Here is a 19,323-nt window from a genome sequence, read left to right as displayed (position 1 = left end):
GGCTGGGAAATCCCCGCTGAACTCGCGCACATCGAGTCCTCCGGCACCACCCGCCAGGAAGCCAGCTCCCTCCTCGCCGCCACGGCCTGAGCTTGATAGCCGGCTTCCCTGTTGCCCCGAATCCTGATGTTGAGAGAGGACCAATGATGTTCCCCGTCAGAATCGAAATCATCCCTGCCCAGGGGATTGTTGAGCGGGTCCAGGCCCTGGTTCCCGCGACCACCACGCTTAGCGTCACGTGCCTGCCGCACCACGGCATCGAACGGACCATGCGCACCGCCGTGGAGCTGTCCGACGCAGGGTACAAGGTGATCCCGCACCTCGCCGCACGGAGCATCCGCACCCGCGCCGAGCTGACTGAGATTGTCCGCGGCTGCGATGCGGCCGGTATCCGCGAGGTCTTCGTAATTGGGGGAGACCGGAAACAGTCTGCCGGCGTCTATGACTCGGCACTTCCGGTCCTCGAAGACATCGCCCAGTACAGCAGCGGAATGATGCGCGCAGGCGTGGCCGGCTACCCGGAGGGCCACCCTCTCGTCAGCCCGGTGGATCTGCTGGACGGGCTGTTGGCCAAGCAGCACCTGGCCTCGCACGTGGTCACTCAGATGTGCTTCTCCGCCGGAAAGATCCATGACTTCGCGGCGCTCCTGCGCCGCGAAGGCGTCCACCTGCCCGTCTGGGCGGGCGTGGCAGGCTCCGTCCCGCGAACCAAGCTGGTGGCACTGTCCACGCAGATCGGCGTCGGAAGTTCCCTGAAGTTCCTGAGCCGCAGGGGCCCTCTGGCCCGCAAGCTCCTGAGCGGGGACCGTTACTCGCCGGACAGCCTGATCTCCGGGCTGGAAAGCCAGCCCGCCAATCTCGCCGGCATCCATCTCTACAGCTTCAACAGCCTTGAGTCCTTGCCGGCAGGCCCGGACCAAGCGCCCACTTCAGCACTCCAGACAGCATTGATTCGAGGAGCAGCACGTGACAACTAACCCTGCAACGACGCACCAGGAGCCGCATCTCGAGCGGCAGCTCACCAACAGGCACATCCAGCTGATCGCCATTGGCGGCGCCATCGGCACAGGCCTGTTTATGGGTTCAGGAAAAACCATCTCGGCGGCCGGACCGTCCGTCATTTTCGTCTACATGATCATCGGCTTCATGCTGTTTTTCGTTATGCGGGCCATGGGCGAACTGCTGTTGAGTAACCTGAACTACAAATCCTTCAGCGACTTCGCCGCGGACCTGCTTGGCCCTTGGGCGGGCTTCTTCACCGGCTGGACCTACTGGTTCTGCTGGGTGATCACGGGCATCGCGGACGTCATCGCCATCGCCGGTTATTCGAAGGAACTCTGGCCGGGACTGCCGTTGTGGATTCCGGGCCTCGCCACCGTGGCCATCCTGCTGCTCCTGAACCTGGTTACAGTGAAGGCGTTCGGCGAGACCGAGTTCTGGTTCGCGCTGATCAAGATCATCGCCATCGCGGCGCTGATTATCGTGGGCATGTTCATGATCTTCACGGGCTTCCAGTCCGACGCCGGCCCTGCCACCTTCTCGAACCTGTGGAGCCACGGCGGTATGTTCCCCAACGAGTTCATGGGCTTTGTGGCCGGCTTCCAGATCGCAGTGTTCGCGTTTGTGGGCATTGAGCTGGTGGGCACCACAGCTGCCGAAGCCAAGGACCCGGAGAAGAACCTGCCCAAGGCCATCAACTCCATCCCCATCCGCGTGCTGCTCTTCTACGTAGGCGCCCTCATCATCCTGATGTCCGTCACCCCGTGGACCCAGTTCCAGGCCGGCCACAGCCCGTTCATCGCCATGTTCTCCCTCGCCGGTCTCGGCGCCGCCGCCACCGTGGTGAACCTCGTGGTCCTCAGTTCGGCCATGTCCTCGGCCAACTCCGGCATCTACTCCACCTCCCGCATGGTCTACGGGCTGGCGCAGGAGGGCGACGCGCCGTCGGCCTTCGGGGCCCTGTCCCGCCGCAAGGTCCCGCAGAACGCCCTGTTCCTCTCCTGCGTCCTGCTGCTCTCCGGTGTCATCCTGATGTACGCGGGCTCGGACATTGGCAAGGCCTTCGACATGGTGACCACCGTCTCCGCCGTCTGCTTTGTGTTCGTCTGGTCCATCATCCTGGCCAGCTACCTGGCTTTCCGACGCCGGCGCGCCCACCTGCACGAGGCGTCCAAGTACCGGATGCCGGGCGGAATCCCGATGGTGTGGGTGGTGTTCGCGTTCTTCGCCTTCGTCCTGTGGGCACTGACCACGCAGCCGGACACCCTGCTGGCACTCCTGGTTACGCCGGTGTGGTTCCTGGTTCTCGGGGTCGCCTGGCTTGTGCTGCGACGGCGGCCCGCGCACGTGGCCCGCTTTGCGCGGTTCGAGTCGGAGCTGGCGCAGGATATGGATACTGAGGCGTCGGCCATCGGGCGTGACCTTGACGGGGTGAAGAAGTGAGCACGGTCCTGGATACGCCTGTAACGGCCCCTGAACGAGGTGCCGCGACGGCGGAACCTGCCACCGCCGTCGAACATGTACTGACTGTTGACTGTGCAGAGTCGCCGGGCATCATTCACGCGGTGTCGGCATTCCTGCTGGAGCACGGCTGCGACATCGTCGACATCAAGCAGTACGGCGACAAGGCGCAGGGGCACTTCTTTATGCGCGTGCGCTTCTCCTCGGGGTCCGCCGTGCCACCCGCCGGGCAGGAGCCACTCAGTACCGGGGACCTGCGCCGGGACTTCACTCCTCTCGCGGAACAGTGGCAGATGAACTGGCAGCTGGAGCCGCAGGGCCGGAAGCGGCGGGTGCTGGTGATGGTGTCCAAGATGGGGCACTGCCTGAATGACCTGCTGTTCCGGGCACGCACGGGCGATCTCCCGGTGGAGATCGTCGCCGTCGTCTCAAACCACCGCGACCAGGCGAGCCTGGTTGAGTGGGACGGCATCCCGTTCTTCCACGTGCCGGTCACGAAGGACACCAAGCCCGACGCCGAAGCCCGGCTCCTGGAACTGGTGGACGAGCTCGACGTCGAACTGGTTGTCCTGGCCCGCTACATGCAGGTGCTCAGCGACGAGCTCTCTGCAAAGCTCGCGGGCCGGACCATCAACATCCACCACTCCTTCCTGCCCAGCTTCAAGGGAGCCAAGCCCTACCACCAGGCCTACGAGCGCGGCGTGAAGACCGTCGGTGCCACCGCGCACTACGTGAACGCGGAGCTGGACGAGGGCCCGATCATTTCGCAGCAGGTCATCGAGGTGGACCACACGTACACCGCCGATGACCTGGTGGCGGCGGGCCGGGACGCCGAGTGCGTCGCGCTTCGGAACGCCGTCCGTTGGCATTGTGAGGGACGGATCCTGTTGCTGGGCAACCGCACGGTCATCCTGCGGTAGCGCTATGAAAGCAAAGGGGCAGCAGTGGCGCCGGGTGTCCTGGAACGCCTTGCCGATCGGGCAGCCGGTGCGGCTTTCGCAGCACGGGCTCCCTATCGGCACGGGTTTCGTGGACACCACAACGCCTGACGGCTCCATCATCTGGGTTGTACTCGACGGCTGGCAGGAACGCCGGATGTTCCTCAAGGAGGACTATGTACAAGTGGAAATCGCGGCGTAACCGGCCTCAACCTCGAACCAGGCCGCGGCTGGAGGCGTGGGCGGTTGCTGCCACATTCCTTGTCCTGATCACGGTCACCGTTGTGCAGGCGCTCTCCTTCGTGCACTAAGGGTCCCGGTTGACCGCTCGCCGGCAACCGGCAACGATGAGGTATGACTGACTCAGCTGATACCGCCGGTGCCCCTTTCGATGACGATGCCAGCGTGAGGGAGGTTGACGGCGTGGAGACTGCGGAAAGCATCGCGGAAGACGTCAAAGACGAGATCCGCCTGGGCCATGTCCAGGACGACGTGAGCCACGTGCTTGAGGAACGGTTCGACGAGGCCGGCATCGAGCTGCGGCCCGAGGCCGTGGACGACCTCGCCGAAGAGATCGAAAGGGACGTCTCCAGCTAAGGGACGGTGCGGGCCGGAAACGGCAGGGAACAACCTGGATTAGTGCGCTGGCCGTGTTGGGCGCATGGCTCCCGAAGCAGTACAACGGGAGCAATACCAGTGGTCCAGGTGGCCCGCACTTTCTTGCTCGGAAACGCAAGCGGACGACGGCGGGAGGTCCCGCCGTCGCCCGCCTGCCTGGGTGAGCTGCTAGTCGTCGTAGGTGTTGGCGATGTAGACATCGCAGGGGGCGTTGTGCGCCACGCTGTTGGCGACGCTGCCCAGGAGGCGGCCGATGCCGCGCATCCTGCGGTTGCCGACCACGATCAGCCGCGCGTCCAGGCGCATGGCTTCCTTGATCAGGGCATCAGCGGGCTTGCCGCGGGCAGCGGAGTGGGTGATTTCCAGCCCCTGTGCCGCGTTGCCCAGCGCCTTCGCGACAATTTCGGCGCTGTCGGCGTTGGAGATCCTGACCTTGTCCGAACCGACGCCGAAGGTCTCGGCGCTTTCAGTCTCGAATGCGGTCACCACGTGCAGGGAAGCTCCCAGCGATTTGGCCAGGTCCCGTGCGGCCTCCGCGGCCTTCTTCGCCGACTCGCTGCCGTCGACACCTACTACAACTACTCCGCTCATGCCTTGCTCCTTCGTCCCGTTCTGGCTTACGTCCATTGGCCAGTCTAGGGAGCTTCGGGCCAAAGCCCCCAGGTTCTGCCACTCAGCGCCGGACTCCTCCTGTTAACCGTCCCGCAACCATGGGGCCCTCCTGCGTTATTGCGCGGCGACAAAGCTTTTCACGCACCCACTGGCCCGCACCCCCAAGGCCGGCCAAGGAATCCCCATGAGTTGTACCAAGGAGAACTTCGTGTTCGTGAAAAGCACCATCGCCGCCCTCGTTGCCCTGACTTCCCTGACCGGGACGGCCGCAGCCCCTTCAGCCATCGCCCAGGCATCCAGCCCGTCACCCGTAACCCTCGGGCAGCCCCTCGCAGCAGCACACGCCCACAACGATTACGAGCACGACCGCCCGCTGTTCGACGCCCTGGAACACGGCTTCACCAGCGTGGAAGCCGACGTCTGGCTGGTTGACGGCGAGCTCCTCGTGGCCCACGATCTGGAGGACGTCCAGCCCGGCGTCACGCTCGAAAGCCTCTACCTGGACCCGCTGGAAGACCTGGTCCGCCAGCAGGGCCACAGCGTGTATCCGGGATGGGACGGCAGCCTGCAGCTCCTGATCGACATCAAGAGCGAAGGCGAAGCCACCTATGCCGCCATTGAGCAGGAACTGGCCGAGCACCGCGACATCATGAGCCGCTACAGCCAGGGCAAAACCAAGACCGGCCCCGTCACCGCGGTCATTAGCGGCAACCGCCCGCTGGCCACCATGCAGGCGCAGGAGAAGCGGTTCTCGTTCTATGACGGCCGCTCCGCCGACCTCACCTCGGGCAAGCCTGCCGGCCTGATGCCGCTGGTCAGCGACAACTGGACCAAGCTCTTCACCTGGCAGGGGGTCGGACCCATGCCCGTGGCCGAGCGCGCCAAGCTGCGCGCCTACGTTGCCGCCGCGCAGGCTGAAGGCTACCGCGTCCGCTTCTGGGCCACCCCGGACCAGGCCGGCCCCGCCCGCGACGCCATCTGGAACGAACTCTTTGACGCCGGAGTGGACCACATCAATACCGATGACCTCGAAGCGCTGCAGCAGTTCCTCACCACCCGCACGCAGTAGCCACCCGGTAAGCAGACAGGCAAAACCCATGACTTCAAAAACCCTTACGGCAACAACGACGGCGGCCCTTGCCGCGCTCAGTCTTCTTGCGTCCCAGCCCGCCACCGCTGCGGACACCGCGCACACCAAGGACGCCTTCAGCTTCGGCGTCATCGGCGACATCCCCTACGGTGACGCCGAAATCACCAAATTCCCCGCCCGCATCCAGGACATCAACGCGGACAGCAGCCTTGACTTCGTGGCCCACGTGGGCGACATCAAAAACGGATCCTCCGTCTGCTCAGACGAATACTTTGCGTCGATCCGGCAGCAGTTCGACACCTTCGAGCACCCGCTGGTCTTCACTCCGGGCGACAACGAGTGGGTGGACTGCCACCGCACCAACAACGGTGCCTACAACCCGCTGGAACGGCTGGGCAAGCTGAGGGAAGTGTTCTTCAACGAGCCCGGCAAGACCCTCGGCACCACCATGCCGGTCAAGTCCCAGGAGGAGCTGGGGCTCCCGGAAAACGTCCGGTTCGCCCAGAACCGTGTGGCCTTCTCCGTGGTGAACGTCCAGGGCAGCAACAACTCGCTCCTGCCGTGGAGCGGCCTCGGCGAAACCGCCGTCACGCCTGAGCAGCAGGCCGAGATGGAGCACCGCACGGACGCCGTCCTGGACCAGATCCGCGACACGTTCGCCGACGCCGCCCGCCGCAACGACAGGGCCGTGGTGCTGATGACCCAGGCCGACATGTACGATCCCTCGCTCCTCGCCGCAGCTACGGCCAACCCAGCCTCAATGTCCGGCTTCCGCGAGATTGTGGACACCATCGTTGACGAAACCAACCGGTTCGATGCGCCGGTCTACCTCATCAACGGCGACAGCCACGTCTTTGCCGAGAACCAGCCGCTCGCACCCGGCTCACCCTGGCTGGACGTTTACGGCCAGCAGGAAGCTGCGGACGATCTGCAGCGCATCACGGTGGACGGCTCGGCCAACGCGACCAACTACGTCAGGTTCACGGTCTCAGGGAACAGCGCCGAGGACGCCCCGGTCCTGGCCTGGGAGAAGGTCCCCTTCACCCAGTAGCTGAACCAGACAGTAGCGGCACACAAAGGAAGCGGACGACGGCGGGAGGTCCCGGCGTCGTCCGCTTCCGTTTTAAGCTGGGCAGCTCAGCCCGTTCAGGCCGATTCCCGGACCACCAGTTCGGTGGGAATGGTGATGGCTGCCGGGCGTTTGCCGCCGATGACATCCAGGAGCAGGCGAACCATTTCCTCGCTGATCCGCTCGAAGGGCTGGCGCACGGTGGTCAGCGGGGGCGTGGAAACGGAGGAGGCGCTGATGTCATCGAAGCCGACCACGGCGACGTCCTCGGGTGTCCGCCGCCCCGCCTCGTGCAGCACTTCCAGGGCCCCCAGTGCCATGAGGTCATTGGCGGCAAAAACAGCGTCGATGCCAGGATCCCGGTTGAGGAGTTCCCGCATTCCCTTCGCGCCGCTCTCCTTGCTGTAGTCACCGTGGGCGATGAGGGCGTCGTTGAGGTCAGCACCCTGATCATCGCGGTAGGCCTCCAGCCGCCTGATGCCGCCGGAGGTGTCTTCCGGGCCGGTGATGGTGGCAATTCGCTGGCGGCCGGCATCCCGCAGGTAGCGCAGGACGTCCCGGGCTCCTTCATAGTCATCAGCCGCCACGTAGCCCATTTTCTTCTCGAACCCGAGGGGGATTCCGCAGGAAATGGCCGGGATGCCCGCGGAAATGATGTCCGAGATGATTCCCTTGCGGGTGGCATGGGAGGAAACCAGCAGCACTCCGTCCACGTGGCCACCGGTCAGGAATTCGGTGGCACGGCGCTGTTCGTCGTCGGTGCCGGCGAGGATCAGGACCAGCGGGATGTCATGGACGGCCAGGGCGTCCGCCGCCCCCCGCAGGAGGACGGCGAAGTTGGGGTCCTCAAACAGGCGGTCATGCGTTTCGGTCAGCAGGAACGCAACCGAGTTGGCGCGGTTGGTTGCCAGGTTCCGGGCATGCGGGTTGACGCGATAGCCGGTCTTTTTTATGGCCGCGTTGACGGCTTCCAGCGCGGACGGGCTGACCCAGTGCCCGCCGTTGAGCACCCGGGAAACCGTGCCGCGTGAGACGCCGGCTTCTTTGGCCACATCGTCAATCTTGGGCCTCGGCCGGGAGGTGGGTTGAGTCATGGTTCAAAGCCTATCTAGGACTAGGCCTTGACAGCGCCGGCGGCGAGGTCGACCCGCCAGTAGCGCTGCAGGAGGAGGAACATAATGACCAGCGGGATGATCGACAGCAGGGCGCCGGCCAGGACCAGGGTGTACAGGGCCGGGGCGGAGGCGCCCTGGTTCAGCAGCCCGTTCAGGCCCACCGTGATGGGGAACAGGTGGTCATCACCCAGCATGATGTACGGCAGCATGAAGTTGTTCCAGATGGCAACGAATTGGAAGAGGAAGATGGTCACCAGGCCGGGCAGCATCATGGGCGCGGCGATGCGGTTGAAGATGTACATTTCCTTGGCGCCTTCGGTCCGTGCGGCCTCGATGACGTCCCCGGGTACGGACGCTGCTGCGTAGATCCGGGCGAGGTAGATGCCGTAGGGGCTGATGATCTGGGGCAGGAGCACGGACCAGTACGTGTTGGTCAGCCCTGCCTGGGCAAGCATCAGGTACTGCGGAATGGCCAGGATGACACCGGGCACCAGCACGCCCATCAGCAGGACCTTGAAGATCCCTGACTTGCCGGGGAAGTTGAACTTCGCCAGCACATATCCGGAGAGCGCGGAGACCCAGGTGGACACTATGGCGCCCACACCCGCGTAAAGCGCCGTGTTGGCCATCCAGCGCCAGAACAGGCCGTCACGGTATTCGGTAAGGGCCACGATGTTGTCCCACAGGTGCGTGCTGGGGGCCAGGGTGAAGGTGGAGAACAGCTCGTTGCCGTCCTTGCTGGCGGCGGCTACTACCCAGATCACGGGGAACAGGCAGTACAGCGCGCCCAGGATCAGGATGCCGGTTGAAAGGTAGCTCGGCTTCTCCTGCACGGAATCCGCACGAGTGGAAGCGCCGGAGGACTTTTTGGTGGAAGTCCGGCTGGGGGCGAGGGTGGTCACGGTCAGTTCTCCTGTCCGAAGGCCCGCTTCTGCACAACGCGCAGGAACAGGAAGGAAATGATGAAGGTGGCCGCGGCGATCACAATGCTGGTGGCGGCGGCCGAGTAGACGTCGTTGCGAGTAAAGGCATCGCGGTAGATCAGCATGAGCGGGGACCAGCTTGTGGACAGGCTGTTGGCCAGGGGGCGCAGGGTGGTGGGTTCGGCGAAGACCTGGAGTGTGGCGATCATCGAGAACAGCGCTGTCATCACCAGGGACGGGGCGATGATGGGAATCTTGATCCGCAGGGCTGTCTGGATTTCCGAGCAACCGTCAAGTTTCGCTGCCTCGTAGATCTCGCTGGGCACGGCCTTCAGCGACGTATACATCACGATCATGTTGAAGCCCACGCCGCCCCAGAGGGCGATGTTGCAGATGGCGAACGTGACGAGGTTCGGGTCCAGCAGCGAGGGAAGCGCGACGCCGAACTGCCGGGCCAGGAAGTGGAAGGGGCTCACACCGGGCAGGTACAGGAAACCCCACAGCAGTGAGCTGATCACCGCGGGAACGGCGTAGGGAAGGAAGATGGCGGTGCGGGAGAAGCTGCCGGCCCTGGTCCGTCGGGAATCCAGGAGCAGCGCGAACAGCAGGGCGAAGCCGAGCATGAGCGGGATCAGGATCAGGCCATACAGCAGCACGCGGAGCACACTGCCCAGGAACTCCGGGTCCGTCAGTGCGTTGACGTAGTTCTCGACGCCGGCAAACACCTGGCTCTGGGACCCCTTGCCGAGGCCCAGACCGCTGACCTTTTTCTTCTGGAAGCTCAACACCAGGGTGTAGACAATGGGGGCTGCCATAAAAACGAGGAAAAGGATGATGCCCGGGGCGAGCATCGCGTAGGGGATGAGCACCCGGGATTTGAAGTTCTTCGCCCGCCTGGAGGTTCCGGCTGCGGTGTCCGCCGCCGGGCCGGGCTTGGTCACGGTCATTGCCACGGGTGCACTTCCTTGTGTGGATTGGAGCTTGTGTGGATAAGAGCTGGTGGTGCCGGTTCCGGGAGGCGCCTCAGGGATGTCCTCCCGGAACCGGAGTCTTACTGCTTCACGTGGATGGGTACTTGCCCTTGGCTACGTGATCGTGCCTATTCGCTGGTGCCTACTTGACCGTGAAGCCGGTCTTCTTCAGGTCCTCAACCGTGACCTGCTACATGGACTTCACGGCTTCCTGGAAAGCGCTCTTCTTCTTGGCCTGGGCAGCCTTGGCGAATTCGTCGTTGTAGGCGTTGAAAGCCACGTTGACGTTGGGTCCGTAGGTGAAGGATCCGACGTTCTGGGCGGCGCCACCCACTACGTCGTAGAAGTCGGGCTGGTTGGAGAAGAACTCCGGTGCCGCGGTGAGGGCGGACTTGGCGCCCTCGTTGTCGGCCGGGTAGATCCCGGTTTCCTTGACCAGGGCCTGGACGGCTTCCGGATCGGTGTTCAGCCAGGTGGCGAACTTCGCTGCGGCGTCGGCATTCTTGGACTGGGTGGTCACCGCGGTAGAGGAACCGCCCCAGTTGCCGGTGGACGGCTTGGAGGCGTCCCACTGCGGCATGGGCGCCACCTTCCACTTCCCGGCGGTGGCGCCGGCATTCCCGGAAAGAACGCCCGGGCCCCAGGCTGCGCTGAGCCAGCCCACCTGCTTCCCCGTGTTAAGGGCGGTGTTCCATTCCGGGGTATACATCGGCTTGTTGTCGATGGTGCCCTCTTCCACCAGGCCGCCCCAATACTCGGCAACTTTCTGCGTGGGGTCCTGGTCGATGTTGACATTCCAGGCGTCGCCGTCAACGCCCCACCAGGAGGCGCCTGCCTGCTGTGCCATGCCCGTGAACCAGCCGGCGTCGTTGGAGGAGAAGGTGCCGAGGTAGGCCTTGGGGTCAGCGGCGTGCACTGCCTTGGCAGCCTGCGCGTACTCGTCCCAGGTGGTGGGGACGGACAGGCCGAGCTTCTCGAAAATGTCGGCGCGGTAGTAGAACACCATGGGGCCGGTGTCCTGCGGAATTGCGTAAAGGGCATCGCCGCCCAGGGTTACCGAGTCCCAGACGCCTTCGGGAAAGTGGCCCTTGGTCTCATTGGCTTCGGTGCCGGAGAGGTCGGCGAGGGCATCTGCTGCCACCAGGGTGGGGATCTTCTGGTATTCGGCCTGGATCAGGTCCGGGGCGCCGCTGCCGGCTTTAACGGCGGTGAGCAGCTTGGTGACGGCGGGATCGCCGCCGTCCTGCTTGTTAACGGTGACGTGGATGTTGGGGTTCTTCTCGTTCCAGACCTCCACCACCTTGTCCAGGTTGGGGGCCCAGGCCCAGTAGGTCAGTTCCACCTTCTGGTTGGGATCACTTGCTGATCCGCCGGAGTCCGTACCTGAATTACCGGAGCATCCTGCGGTGAGCATCGCGGCCGCGGCGAGCATGACCACGGCGCCTGCACGAAATGACTTGCGCATTTCGTCCTCCTTGTCGAAAAGCTGAATGGGTCTGTCTGAATTATCACCGCTCATCCGAACCAAGGCCGCATGACTGTGAGCGGTTCCAGTAATTCATAATGGTGTGACGTATGTCAATAGCGGCAGAAGTATGGTGTTGCCGCTTTGGCCTGTGATAGAACTGGGACCGCACACAGTCCTAAGGAGAATCCCCATGACAGACGTCCTTCACCACGCGGCGCCGCAGATTGCGGCAGCGCCCGAGCGTTTGCCTGCGCCTTGGGTCCAGCGGCCTGCCGGCCTTTGCTACGGCGGGGACTATAACCCCGAGCAGTGGCCGCGTGAGGTGTGGTTGGAGGACATCGCGTTGATGAAGGAGGCCGGGATCAACCTGGTCAGCATCGGCATCTTCTCCTGGGTGCTGCTGGAGCCGCGCGAAGGCGAGTACGACTTCGAATGGCTGGACCACCTGATGGGCCTCCTGCACGACGCCGGGATCAGCGTTGACCTGGGCACGCCGACGGCTGCCCCGCCGGCCTGGTTCTGGAAGAAGTACCCGCAGGCCCTTCCCGTCACCCGCGAGGGCGTCACCCTGGGCAACGGATCCCGGGGCATGGCAAGTCCCAGTTCGCCCGAGTACCGCCGCGCGGCCGCCAACATCACCGGGCAGTTGGCCCGCCGCTACGCGTCACACCCCGCGCTGGTCCTTTGGCACGTCCACAACGAGTACGGTGCACCGGTCAGCGACTCCTACGATGACTATTCCGTGTCTGCATTCCGGGTCTGGCTGCAGGAGCGCTACGGCACCGTGGAGGAACTGAACAACGCCTGGGGCACCCTCTTCTGGGGCCAGAAGTACGGCGAATGGGACGAAATTGACGCGCCCCGGCTCTCGGCCAGCGTCAGCAACCAGGCCCAGCGCCTGGACTTCCGCCGCTTTACCTCTGATGCCCTGCTTGAGTGCTACATCAATGAACGGGACGTCATCCGCCGGTACACTCCGGACATTCCCGTCACCACCAACTTCATGGCCACCAACTGCCTCGCGGCGGACTACTGGAAGTGGAGCAAGGAAGTGGACATCGTGGCCAATGACCACTACCTCGTGGCCGAACGGACGGATAACCACATCCTGCTCGCCATGGACGCCGACCTTACCCGCTCACTGGCGGGGAACCGGCCCTGGATGCTGATGGAACACTCCACCGGCGCGGTGAACTGGCAGGGGCGGAACATCGCCAAACGCCCGGGCGAGCTGGCCCGCAACAGCCTCTCGCACCTGGCCCGCGGTGCGGACGCCGTGATGTTCTTCCAGTTCCGGGCGTCCCGCTTCGGTGCGGAGAAGTTCCACTCCGCGATGCTTCCGCACGCCGGTACCGGCACTAGGATCTGGCGCGAAGTGCTGGACCTGGGAGACGACCTGAAGAAGCTCGCCGCCGCGAAGGGATCCACAGTTGAGTCCCGGGTTGCCATCCTCTGGGATGTGGAGTCCTTCTGGGCGCAGGACCTGGAATGGCGGCCCAGCAGCGACCTCAACCACCGCGAACGCATCGAGGCGTACTACACCGCATTGTGGCAGGCCGGCATCAGCACCGATTTCGCACACCCCGAGGCAGACCTCGCCGGCTACGACCTTGTCCTCGCTCCAGCCCTGTACCTGGTGGGGGAGAAAGCCGCTGCCAACCTCAAGGACTACGTCCACGGCGGCGGCAACCTGTTGGTCTCCTACTTCTCCGGCATCGTTGATGCCAACGACACCGTTCCGGCCGGGGCCTCACCCGGCGCCCTCCGTGACGTGCTCGGCCTGGAAATCCACGAGTTCCTGCCGCTCCGCGAGAACGAGACCGTCACGCTGAGCAGCGGCGCGGCAGGCACCGTCTGGACCGAGGAGATCCAGCCCGGCACCGCGCAGGTCCTCAGCCATTACGTTGACGGCCCGGCCGCTTCCCGGCCCGCCGTCACGCGCAATGACTTCGGCAACGGAACCGCCTGGTACGTCTCCACCAAGCTCGACGGCGGCGACCTCGCCGTTGTGGTGCGTGACGCCGTCGAAAGCGCCGGGATTGAAACGGCCCCGCGGCCGCCGGCCGGGCTGGAAGTCGCCTCCCGCAGTGCTGGGGCGGATACCTTCACCTTCCTGATCAACCACGCAGACGCCGACGCCGAGTACCCGGCCACCGGACGCGACCTCCTCAGCGGCGAAACCGTCACAGGCACCGCCGTGGTCCCCGCCGGCACCGTATGCGTCATCCATACCACCGAGGAAGAGGTTTAGGACATGATCACCGCAACCGCGGAACAGGTTGAAGTGAGGGTCGACAGCGCGGGCGAAGTCGAGGACCGGCTGAACTCAGCTGTACGCGGGCTACAGGTGATCGCAGCCCGCACCAGGACGCACGGGATCCTGGTTACCCGGCTCAGCCCCGGCCACTTCCGGGTCTCCCTGAGCGACCAAGTGCCGTTTGGACTGACCAGGGAGCTGGTCCACTAAGCGTGCTCAGGCCGCTGTGATGATCGCGTCCAACTTCCGCAGGGGTCCCCAGGCGCCGTCCTCGCTGTTGGCCACAACAGCCAGGGTGACATCCTGTGCAGGGTAGTAGCGGACCATTGCGCTGGCGCCTACGTTGATGCCTTCCTTGTAGATAGAGCGGACCGTTCCGTTCGAGGTGAGCTCGACGGCGGGACCGAGCCCGTAGTGCAGCTCAGCGCGGGCGCCGGGCGCCGGGTCCGGTTTGGTGCTGTGCAGCGCGTGAGGCGTAAGGAAGGCACTGGTGGAATCGGGGGTGAGCAGTTCACCCTGGCGTACTGCCGTGAGGAACCGGGTGAGGTCCGCTGCTGTGGCGTGGGCACCGCCGTCGGGCGAACCGATGGGCGGGTAGGAGTAGATGTTCTGCCGCCAGCCCTTGACGGGCCCGCCCGGTTCTCCCCTCACGGGCTCCCAGCCCTCGGCGACGTTTGGCTCGGCGTCACGCATGTCAAAGAAGCCGGCGGTGCCCATCCCCGCCCTGGCGAAGACATCTCGGCGCACTGTGTCCCGGTAGGTTTCGCCGGTCGCATGCTCCACGGCGAGGCCACACAGGATGTAGCCCACGTTGCAGTACCGGCAGCCCTCCCCGGCTTGGAAGACTGCAGGCTTGTGCACGAACTGGGGAAGGAAGTCTGCTGTTTTAGTCACCGAGTATGAGGGGCGTTCCAGCCACAGCGCCTCGTAGGATTCGCCGGCTTCCTCGTCCGCGTCGTCGGCGATGCCGGAGGTATGGCTCAGCAGGTGCCGCAGGGTCACTGCGGGGGAGATGGTGGTCTCGATCAGGTCCACGTAGGAATGGATTGATTCGTCGAGGTCCAGTGCGCCGGAATCAACCTGCTGCAGGACGGCGACGGCGGTGAAAAGTTTGGTCACTGACGCGATATCGAAGCGTGTTCCTGCTGTGACGGGCACGTTCCAGCGCCGGCTCGCCAGGCCACGGGCAGACTCCAGCAGGACCTCGCCTGCACGCTCCACCCGGACGACGCCCGAAAAAGCATCGTTTTCAGAGAGGGAAGCCAGTTCGGCATCTACGGCCAGCAAAGGATTTGCGAGGGAAGCGGTCATTTGTTGTCCTTTCGTCTCGGACAATCCTAAGGACCGCACCTGTCCCAGCCACGCCTACCTGGAAAGACAGGCGTGGCCCTGGGACCGATCAGCGCTTGACGTCGGGGTCCGGCGCGAATTCCTGCAGTGCCGGAAGGGCGCGGCCTTCGAAGTCGAACATGGCCTGGTTTTCCCACGCGTTACCTGTGTTCGGATCGGCGGGATCCCAGCCGTTGCCCGGAACTGCTGTCCAGGCGGGTTCCCAGGACACAACCCCGAGGCCGCGTCCGCCTGGCGCGGAGGCTACGACGTCCTGCACGGCCCGGAGATTGGCTGCCTGCCCCTCCGGGGTGGCGGGGTAGCCGGGGATGAGCTGGTTTTCCCGGGCGATGACGTTCTCCCACGGGTCAACGGGGTTGTCCTCGAGGGTGAACGGGTAGGAGTTTTCGACCACGATCACGTCGCGGTCGTAGCGGGCGGACAGAGTGGTGATGGCGTGCTGCAGGTCCGCCATGGAGCCGTGCCAGAAGCCGTAGTAGGACAGGCCGATCGTGTCGAACTGGACACCCCGCTTGGTGACCTCGTCGTACCACCACGTGAGGCCGCCGATTCCGTTGTTGATGTTGGTCAGGTGCAGGATGACATCCGTCTGGGCATTGACGTCCTTGGTGGCACGGGCGCCGGCGGACAGGAACAGTGCCAGGTTGTCCCATTGGGCGCCCTTGACGTCGTCATTGGGGTTGACGTCCCAGGTCTGCCCGAGGGGCCAGAGCATGCCCGGGTTGATCTCGTTGCCCACCTGGACCGAGTCCGCCGTTGCTCCGGCGTTCTTCAGCGCGGTCAGCGCCTCGAAGGTGTGTGCGTAGACGGCATCGGCAACACCCTGTGGGCTCAGGCCGACCCAGGCGGCGGGCATTCCCTGGGCGCCGGGATCAGTCCACCTGTCGCTGTAGTGGAAGTCCACCATGACCTGCATGCCGGCGGCCTTGGCCCGTTTGGCTGTGGCTACTACTTCATTGGTGGTGTTGTAGCCGTCGGCGGGGTCGACCCACACCTTGAGCCGCACCAGGTTGCCCCCGGCATCAGCGAAGGCTTCGACGGCGTCCACCGGGCGGCCGTTTGCGTCGAAGTAGACAGCGCCCTTGTCCTCGTTTTTGGCAAGGTTGGAGAGGTCGGCGCCGCGGACCGCCCGCTGGACTAAACCGGGGGCGAGCGTAACGTCGTCCACCACTGCCCAGTCACCCGCCTTGCCACGGGTTTCGATGACGATCTCGCAAGACCCCTTCGAGACATAAGCATCTGCGGAAATCTGAAGCCAGGCGCCATCCTGCGCCGTGGACGGCAGGACGGTCTCGCCGTCGACACCGCAGTTCTTCAACCCGATCCGGGAAGCGCCAAGGGTCCCCTCAGCCTTAACCCGCGCTGAAACCGTCCACCAACCCTCGGCCAGCCTGCCGGTCTTTTGGCGCAGGCTCACGGTGCTGTCGGAGCCGAGGCGCTGGTTCAGCTGCGCGTTGCCCGCCTCCGCAGCCGTAGAGGTCGAGGCGGGGTCGCCGGTGACCTTCCATCCCGCCAGTCCCTGGGCAAAGTCGCCATTGACGACGGCGCCGTTTCCCTGGGCCTGCGGGCTTTCCGCAACCGCGGCTGTCATTCCTGCGGGCAGCGCCAACGCTGTAAGGAGCGACGCCGCCACCACTGCTGATCGTCGTTTCCGGTTTCGTGGGCGGTGGGCTTTTGAGTGGTGCTTTGTCATGTCGTCCTCCCTGACGGTATGAAGCGAAAGCAGGGCCGGCGCGCAAGTGGGAGCGGCGGACCGTGTGCGCTCCCAGTTTTAGCACACTCAAAAGGACCTTGAATAGAGGGGTTGTACGACTCAGTCGCAGACGCTACCGGTAACTCAGCTGTGCCCGCTCCCAGTCTCAGTTACGCGCTGATCAGCGGTGGTTGAAGCGGGGAGGAAGAGTAGGAGCGGCGTTAGTGGGCCTGCAGCGCGGGCCTGTGGCGGTCACTCTGATGGCGTGGCACTGACGTGCTCGGGAAAATCCCGTCGTGAAAATGGAAGCCCAGCAGTTCCGAACGGAATTTTACTTCGTCCACGAACTCGGACAGGGGCAGTGGTGTGCCGTCAGTCGTCCTCCGCAACAGCTTCCAAAGCGGACCGCTGAAGGTATCCCGGACCTTCAACATGGTCAGGCCGGAATGGTCGGCAACTGTGAAGGTGCGGACGAAGGTCAGCAGTCCAAGTGCCCTGCGCCCGGTCCATACCATGTGGTCTCCGTCGAACCTCTTGACGCGGAGTGGAAGGGTCCTTTTGGCGCCGGTCAACCGGACGCGGAGCCTGGCGCCGTGGACTATGTCGCCCTGGATCTCTGCAAGTCCGGAGTTCCATACGGGATAGTTGCCCTGGTCGGTGAGGATGTCCCGGACAATGCTGGACGGGGCGAGAATAACAGCCTGCGCCTCGAACGATTCCATGTTCCAAGGCTATCGAAGGGAAATGGCAGCCTTCCCAAGAAACTCCTTTGTGAAACGTGATCCCCGTAACCACCGCCAGGTCGCGGGAACGGTGCGGGGACGCCGGAGCGCTCCGGCGTCCCGGCACCCCTCCAGCGATTACGACGGCGGGACCTCCCGCCGTCGTAAGTAATAGCGTCCCTCCGGTAGCCTGTTGAAATGGTACGTGGACTTGCGGACTTGGGGGCGGAGGGCATCCTGCTCGCCGGAGCAGGACGCGCCATCCTGCTGCAGCTCGCCGACCCGGCAGTGGGCCGCGGCGTCGCCGAGCACAGCACCTTCACGGACCGCCCGATCAACAGGCTTAAAGGCACCCTCACCTACGTCTACGCCGTCGTTTACGGCACGGACGAACAGCTGAAAGAGGTCCGCCGCCGGGTGAACCGGGCCCACGTGCCCGTTCGGCGGGCTGCGGACGTAAATTCCCCGGGATACAACGCCTACGACGCCGAGTTGCAGCTCTGGGTGACAGCGACGCTCTACGACACTGCCCTCACCATCACCGAGAAAATCTACGGACCGCTCGACGACGAGTCCGCCGACGCGATGTACCGCGACTACGCGAAACTCGGCACAGCACTGCAGCTTCCGGAGCATAAGTGGCCCAAGGACAGGGCAGCGTTCCGCCGCTACTGGGACGAGCGGATCCGCACACTCCGCGCCGATGAGAATGCCGTACGGGTGGGCAGGGGCCTCCTCTACCCGAAACGCGCCGCGCCCTGGTATCGCGCAATCATGCCGTTCGCCAGGTTCCTCACTGCGGGTCTCCTTCCCCACCAGCTGCGCAACGACTTCGGCCTGCCTTGGAGCGACAACCATGAGCGCCGCTTCCACCGCACCATGAAGGCCCTGGCCGTGATCTACCCGAAGCTGCCGCAGCGCATCCGGCACGGGTTCAAGAACTACTGCCTGAACCAACTGGAAACTTCACCGGCCCAGCCGCGTTGATGCGTAAGTTCCACCCCTCTGGAGCAGCGCCTCGACGAACGCGCCCGCCGCTTCCTCGCGAGCGCCCCGGCCAGCCGAGCTGGCACCCGGTCCCGCCGGATAAGCCCGCCGAGCAAGATAAGCTTGCTTACTAATTTAGTTGGCGGCAGGAGAGGGCTCAGGAAAATGGTTGCAGGCAAGGATCTGCCGGAAGCCGGGGTGAGCGGCGAAGTCCACCAGGACCGCTTTGTGGGCGGGCAGGACCTCACACGTTGGGACACCAAACCCGGCCAGCTCCTGGCCTCCACTGTCCAGCGGGTCAGCAGGCTCTTGGGGTCCCATGCGGCTTTGATACTCACACTGGCCGTCGGCGCAGTGCTGGCCGTTGCGCTTGCCGCCGTGTTCGCCGAGGTGTACGAATCCGTGGTCCAGGCCGACGGCGTTGCCGGGCTGGACCATCCGATCCTGGACGGTGCCAAAACGCTCAGGTCCCCGGCCTTGGACACGGTCATCACCGGCTACACGGATGTGGGTGGAACGGTGGGAATGCCCGTGCTCGCGCTGGCCGTCATGATGGGGCTCGCGCTGAAGCGCCGTTCGTTGACGCCGGTCATTCTGATGCTTGTTGCCGGCCTGGGTTCGCTCCTGATGACCATCGCCGGCAAGGAACTGGTGGGCCGGACCCGGCCGGACCTGGCAGATGCCGTGCCGCCGTACGAATACTCCGCCTCCTTCCCCAGCGGCCACTCGTTGAACTCCGTCGTGATCGCGGGGATAGTCGCGTACCTGATCATCCTCCGCCTCAAGTCCGCCCGCGCGCGTGTCCTGACGGGCGCGGCTGCAGGGATATTTGCGGCAACCATGGGGCTGAGCCGTGTTTACCTCGGGCACCACTGGCTCACCGACGTCCTGGGCGCCTGGGCGCTGGGCGCCGCCTGGCTGGCCTTGGTGATCACTGCCCACCGCCTGTACCTCACAACGCGGGTGCACCCGGCCTGATCAGGGCGTGTCCAGGGATGCCGCCCTCCCAGGAGCGCCCTGTTGATGCAGGCGCTGACTGCGGTGGGAGCT

At 64.6% G+C, this 19,323-nt stretch carries 20 protein-coding genes; 12 read left to right on the top strand and 8 right to left on the bottom strand.

What is annotated here, in order from left to right; translation table 11 throughout:
- Nucleotides 1-143 precede the first annotated feature (143 nt).
- From CXQ88_RS20505 to CXQ88_RS20485, 5 genes are all read left to right on the top strand, one after another.
- Nucleotides 144-977: a methylenetetrahydrofolate reductase gene (locus tag CXQ88_RS20505; RefSeq protein WP_104045985.1), complete on the top strand. Its 834-nt coding sequence runs from the start codon at nt 144-146 to the stop codon at nt 975-977.
- A complete protein-coding gene (cycA, locus tag CXQ88_RS20500; RefSeq protein ID WP_104045984.1) occupies nt 967-2,442 on the top strand; it encodes a D-serine/D-alanine/glycine transporter in 1,476 nt (491 codons plus the stop codon). The genes CXQ88_RS20505 and cycA overlap by 11 nt, the downstream gene beginning before the upstream one ends.
- Before the next feature lie 8 nt (nt 2,443-2,450).
- Entirely contained in the window at nt 2,451-3,380 is a 930-nt protein-coding gene (gene purU, locus CXQ88_RS20495; RefSeq protein ID WP_104045995.1) for a formyltetrahydrofolate deformylase, read from the top strand.
- A 4-nt stretch (nt 3,381-3,384) separates the two neighbouring features.
- Nucleotides 3,385-3,600, top strand: coding sequence for a hypothetical protein (locus CXQ88_RS20490; RefSeq protein WP_146069251.1), 216 nt, complete (start codon nt 3,385-3,387; stop codon nt 3,598-3,600).
- Nucleotides 3,601-3,752: 152 nt separating this feature from the next.
- Complete coding sequence (locus tag CXQ88_RS20485; protein ID WP_104045981.1) at nt 3,753-3,995, top strand: hypothetical protein; 243 nt, start codon at nt 3,753-3,755, stop codon at nt 3,993-3,995.
- A 189-nt stretch (nt 3,996-4,184) separates the two neighbouring features.
- Here CXQ88_RS20485 and CXQ88_RS20480 read toward each other — a convergent pair whose 3' ends face one another.
- Entirely contained in the window at nt 4,185-4,607 is a 423-nt protein-coding gene (locus CXQ88_RS20480; protein ID WP_104045979.1) for a universal stress protein, read from the bottom strand.
- A gap of 229 nt (nt 4,608-4,836) precedes the next feature.
- On the opposite strand from CXQ88_RS20480, the gene CXQ88_RS20475 reads away from it, so the two are divergent.
- Together CXQ88_RS20475 and CXQ88_RS20470 are read left to right on the top strand one after the other, a co-directional pair.
- On the top strand, nt 4,837-5,697 hold the full coding sequence (locus tag CXQ88_RS20475; RefSeq protein WP_104045994.1) for a phosphatidylinositol-specific phospholipase C/glycerophosphodiester phosphodiesterase family protein: 861 nt from the start codon (nt 4,837-4,839) through the stop codon (nt 5,695-5,697).
- Between the two features lie 28 nt (nt 5,698-5,725).
- Nucleotides 5,726-6,769 carry a metallophosphoesterase gene (locus tag CXQ88_RS20470; RefSeq protein WP_104045977.1) on the top strand — a complete coding sequence of 348 codons (1,044 nt, stop codon included), beginning with the start codon at nt 5,726-5,728 and terminating at the stop codon, nt 6,767-6,769.
- Nucleotides 6,770-6,864: 95 nt separating this feature from the next.
- Here CXQ88_RS20470 and CXQ88_RS20465 read toward each other — a convergent pair whose 3' ends face one another.
- From CXQ88_RS20465 to CXQ88_RS20450, 4 genes are all read right to left on the bottom strand, one after another.
- Complete coding sequence (locus tag CXQ88_RS20465) at nt 6,865-7,881, bottom strand: LacI family DNA-binding transcriptional regulator (protein WP_104045976.1); 1,017 nt, start codon at nt 7,879-7,881, stop codon at nt 6,865-6,867.
- Nucleotides 7,882-7,901: 20 nt separating this feature from the next.
- Nucleotides 7,902-8,804 carry a carbohydrate ABC transporter permease gene (locus tag CXQ88_RS20460; RefSeq protein ID WP_104045975.1) on the bottom strand — a complete coding sequence of 301 codons (903 nt, stop codon included), beginning with the start codon at nt 8,802-8,804 and terminating at the stop codon, nt 7,902-7,904.
- 2 nt (nt 8,805-8,806) lie between these two features.
- Nucleotides 8,807-9,772 carry a carbohydrate ABC transporter permease gene (locus CXQ88_RS20455; RefSeq protein WP_104045974.1) on the bottom strand — a complete coding sequence of 322 codons (966 nt, stop codon included), beginning with the start codon at nt 9,770-9,772 and terminating at the stop codon, nt 8,807-8,809.
- A gap of 214 nt (nt 9,773-9,986) precedes the next feature.
- Nucleotides 9,987-11,261, bottom strand: a complete 1,275-nt coding sequence (locus CXQ88_RS20450; RefSeq protein WP_104045973.1) for an ABC transporter substrate-binding protein — start codon at nt 11,259-11,261, stop codon at nt 9,987-9,989.
- A gap of 193 nt (nt 11,262-11,454) precedes the next feature.
- Between CXQ88_RS20450 and CXQ88_RS20445 the strand changes: the two genes are divergently transcribed.
- Together CXQ88_RS20445 and CXQ88_RS20440 are read left to right on the top strand one after the other, a co-directional pair.
- Nucleotides 11,455-13,515, top strand: a complete 2,061-nt coding sequence (locus CXQ88_RS20445; RefSeq protein WP_104045971.1) for a beta-galactosidase — start codon at nt 11,455-11,457, stop codon at nt 13,513-13,515.
- A gap of 3 nt (nt 13,516-13,518) precedes the next feature.
- Nucleotides 13,519-13,731, top strand: coding sequence for a hypothetical protein (locus CXQ88_RS20440; protein WP_258062043.1), 213 nt, complete (start codon nt 13,519-13,521; stop codon nt 13,729-13,731).
- A gap of 6 nt (nt 13,732-13,737) precedes the next feature.
- Here CXQ88_RS20440 and CXQ88_RS20435 read toward each other — a convergent pair whose 3' ends face one another.
- From CXQ88_RS20435 to CXQ88_RS20425, 3 genes are all read right to left on the bottom strand, one after another.
- On the bottom strand, nt 13,738-14,832 hold the full coding sequence (locus CXQ88_RS20435; protein ID WP_104045970.1) for a serine hydrolase domain-containing protein: 1,095 nt from the start codon (nt 14,830-14,832) through the stop codon (nt 13,738-13,740).
- An 88-nt stretch (nt 14,833-14,920) separates the two neighbouring features.
- The gene (locus tag CXQ88_RS20430; protein WP_104045968.1) at nt 14,921-16,564 is read right to left on the bottom strand and encodes a glycoside hydrolase family 53 protein; all 1,644 of its coding nucleotides are present in this window, start codon (nt 16,562-16,564) and stop codon (nt 14,921-14,923) included.
- A 221-nt stretch (nt 16,565-16,785) separates the two neighbouring features.
- The gene (locus tag CXQ88_RS20425; protein WP_104045967.1) at nt 16,786-17,286 is read right to left on the bottom strand and encodes a hypothetical protein; all 501 of its coding nucleotides are present in this window, start codon (nt 17,284-17,286) and stop codon (nt 16,786-16,788) included.
- Between the two features lie 49 nt (nt 17,287-17,335).
- Between CXQ88_RS20425 and CXQ88_RS22500 the strand changes: the two genes are divergently transcribed.
- From CXQ88_RS22500 to CXQ88_RS20415, 3 genes are all read left to right on the top strand, one after another.
- Complete coding sequence (locus CXQ88_RS22500; protein WP_258062042.1) at nt 17,336-17,458, top strand: hypothetical protein; 123 nt, start codon at nt 17,336-17,338, stop codon at nt 17,456-17,458.
- 26 nt (nt 17,459-17,484) lie between these two features.
- Nucleotides 17,485-18,273 carry an oxygenase MpaB family protein gene (locus CXQ88_RS20420; protein WP_104045965.1) on the top strand — a complete coding sequence of 263 codons (789 nt, stop codon included), beginning with the start codon at nt 17,485-17,487 and terminating at the stop codon, nt 18,271-18,273.
- A 165-nt stretch (nt 18,274-18,438) separates the two neighbouring features.
- A complete protein-coding gene (locus CXQ88_RS20415; RefSeq protein ID WP_104045964.1) occupies nt 18,439-19,251 on the top strand; it encodes a phosphatase PAP2 family protein in 813 nt (270 codons plus the stop codon).
- Nucleotides 19,252-19,323: the final 72 nt, after the last annotated feature.

This window comes from Arthrobacter sp. ZGTC412, assembly GCF_002929215.1.
Classification (GTDB): Bacteria; Actinomycetota; Actinomycetes; order Actinomycetales; family Micrococcaceae; genus Arthrobacter.
Note: the sequence above shows the minus strand (reverse complement) of the source record. Positions and strands in the feature narration are given on the sequence as shown.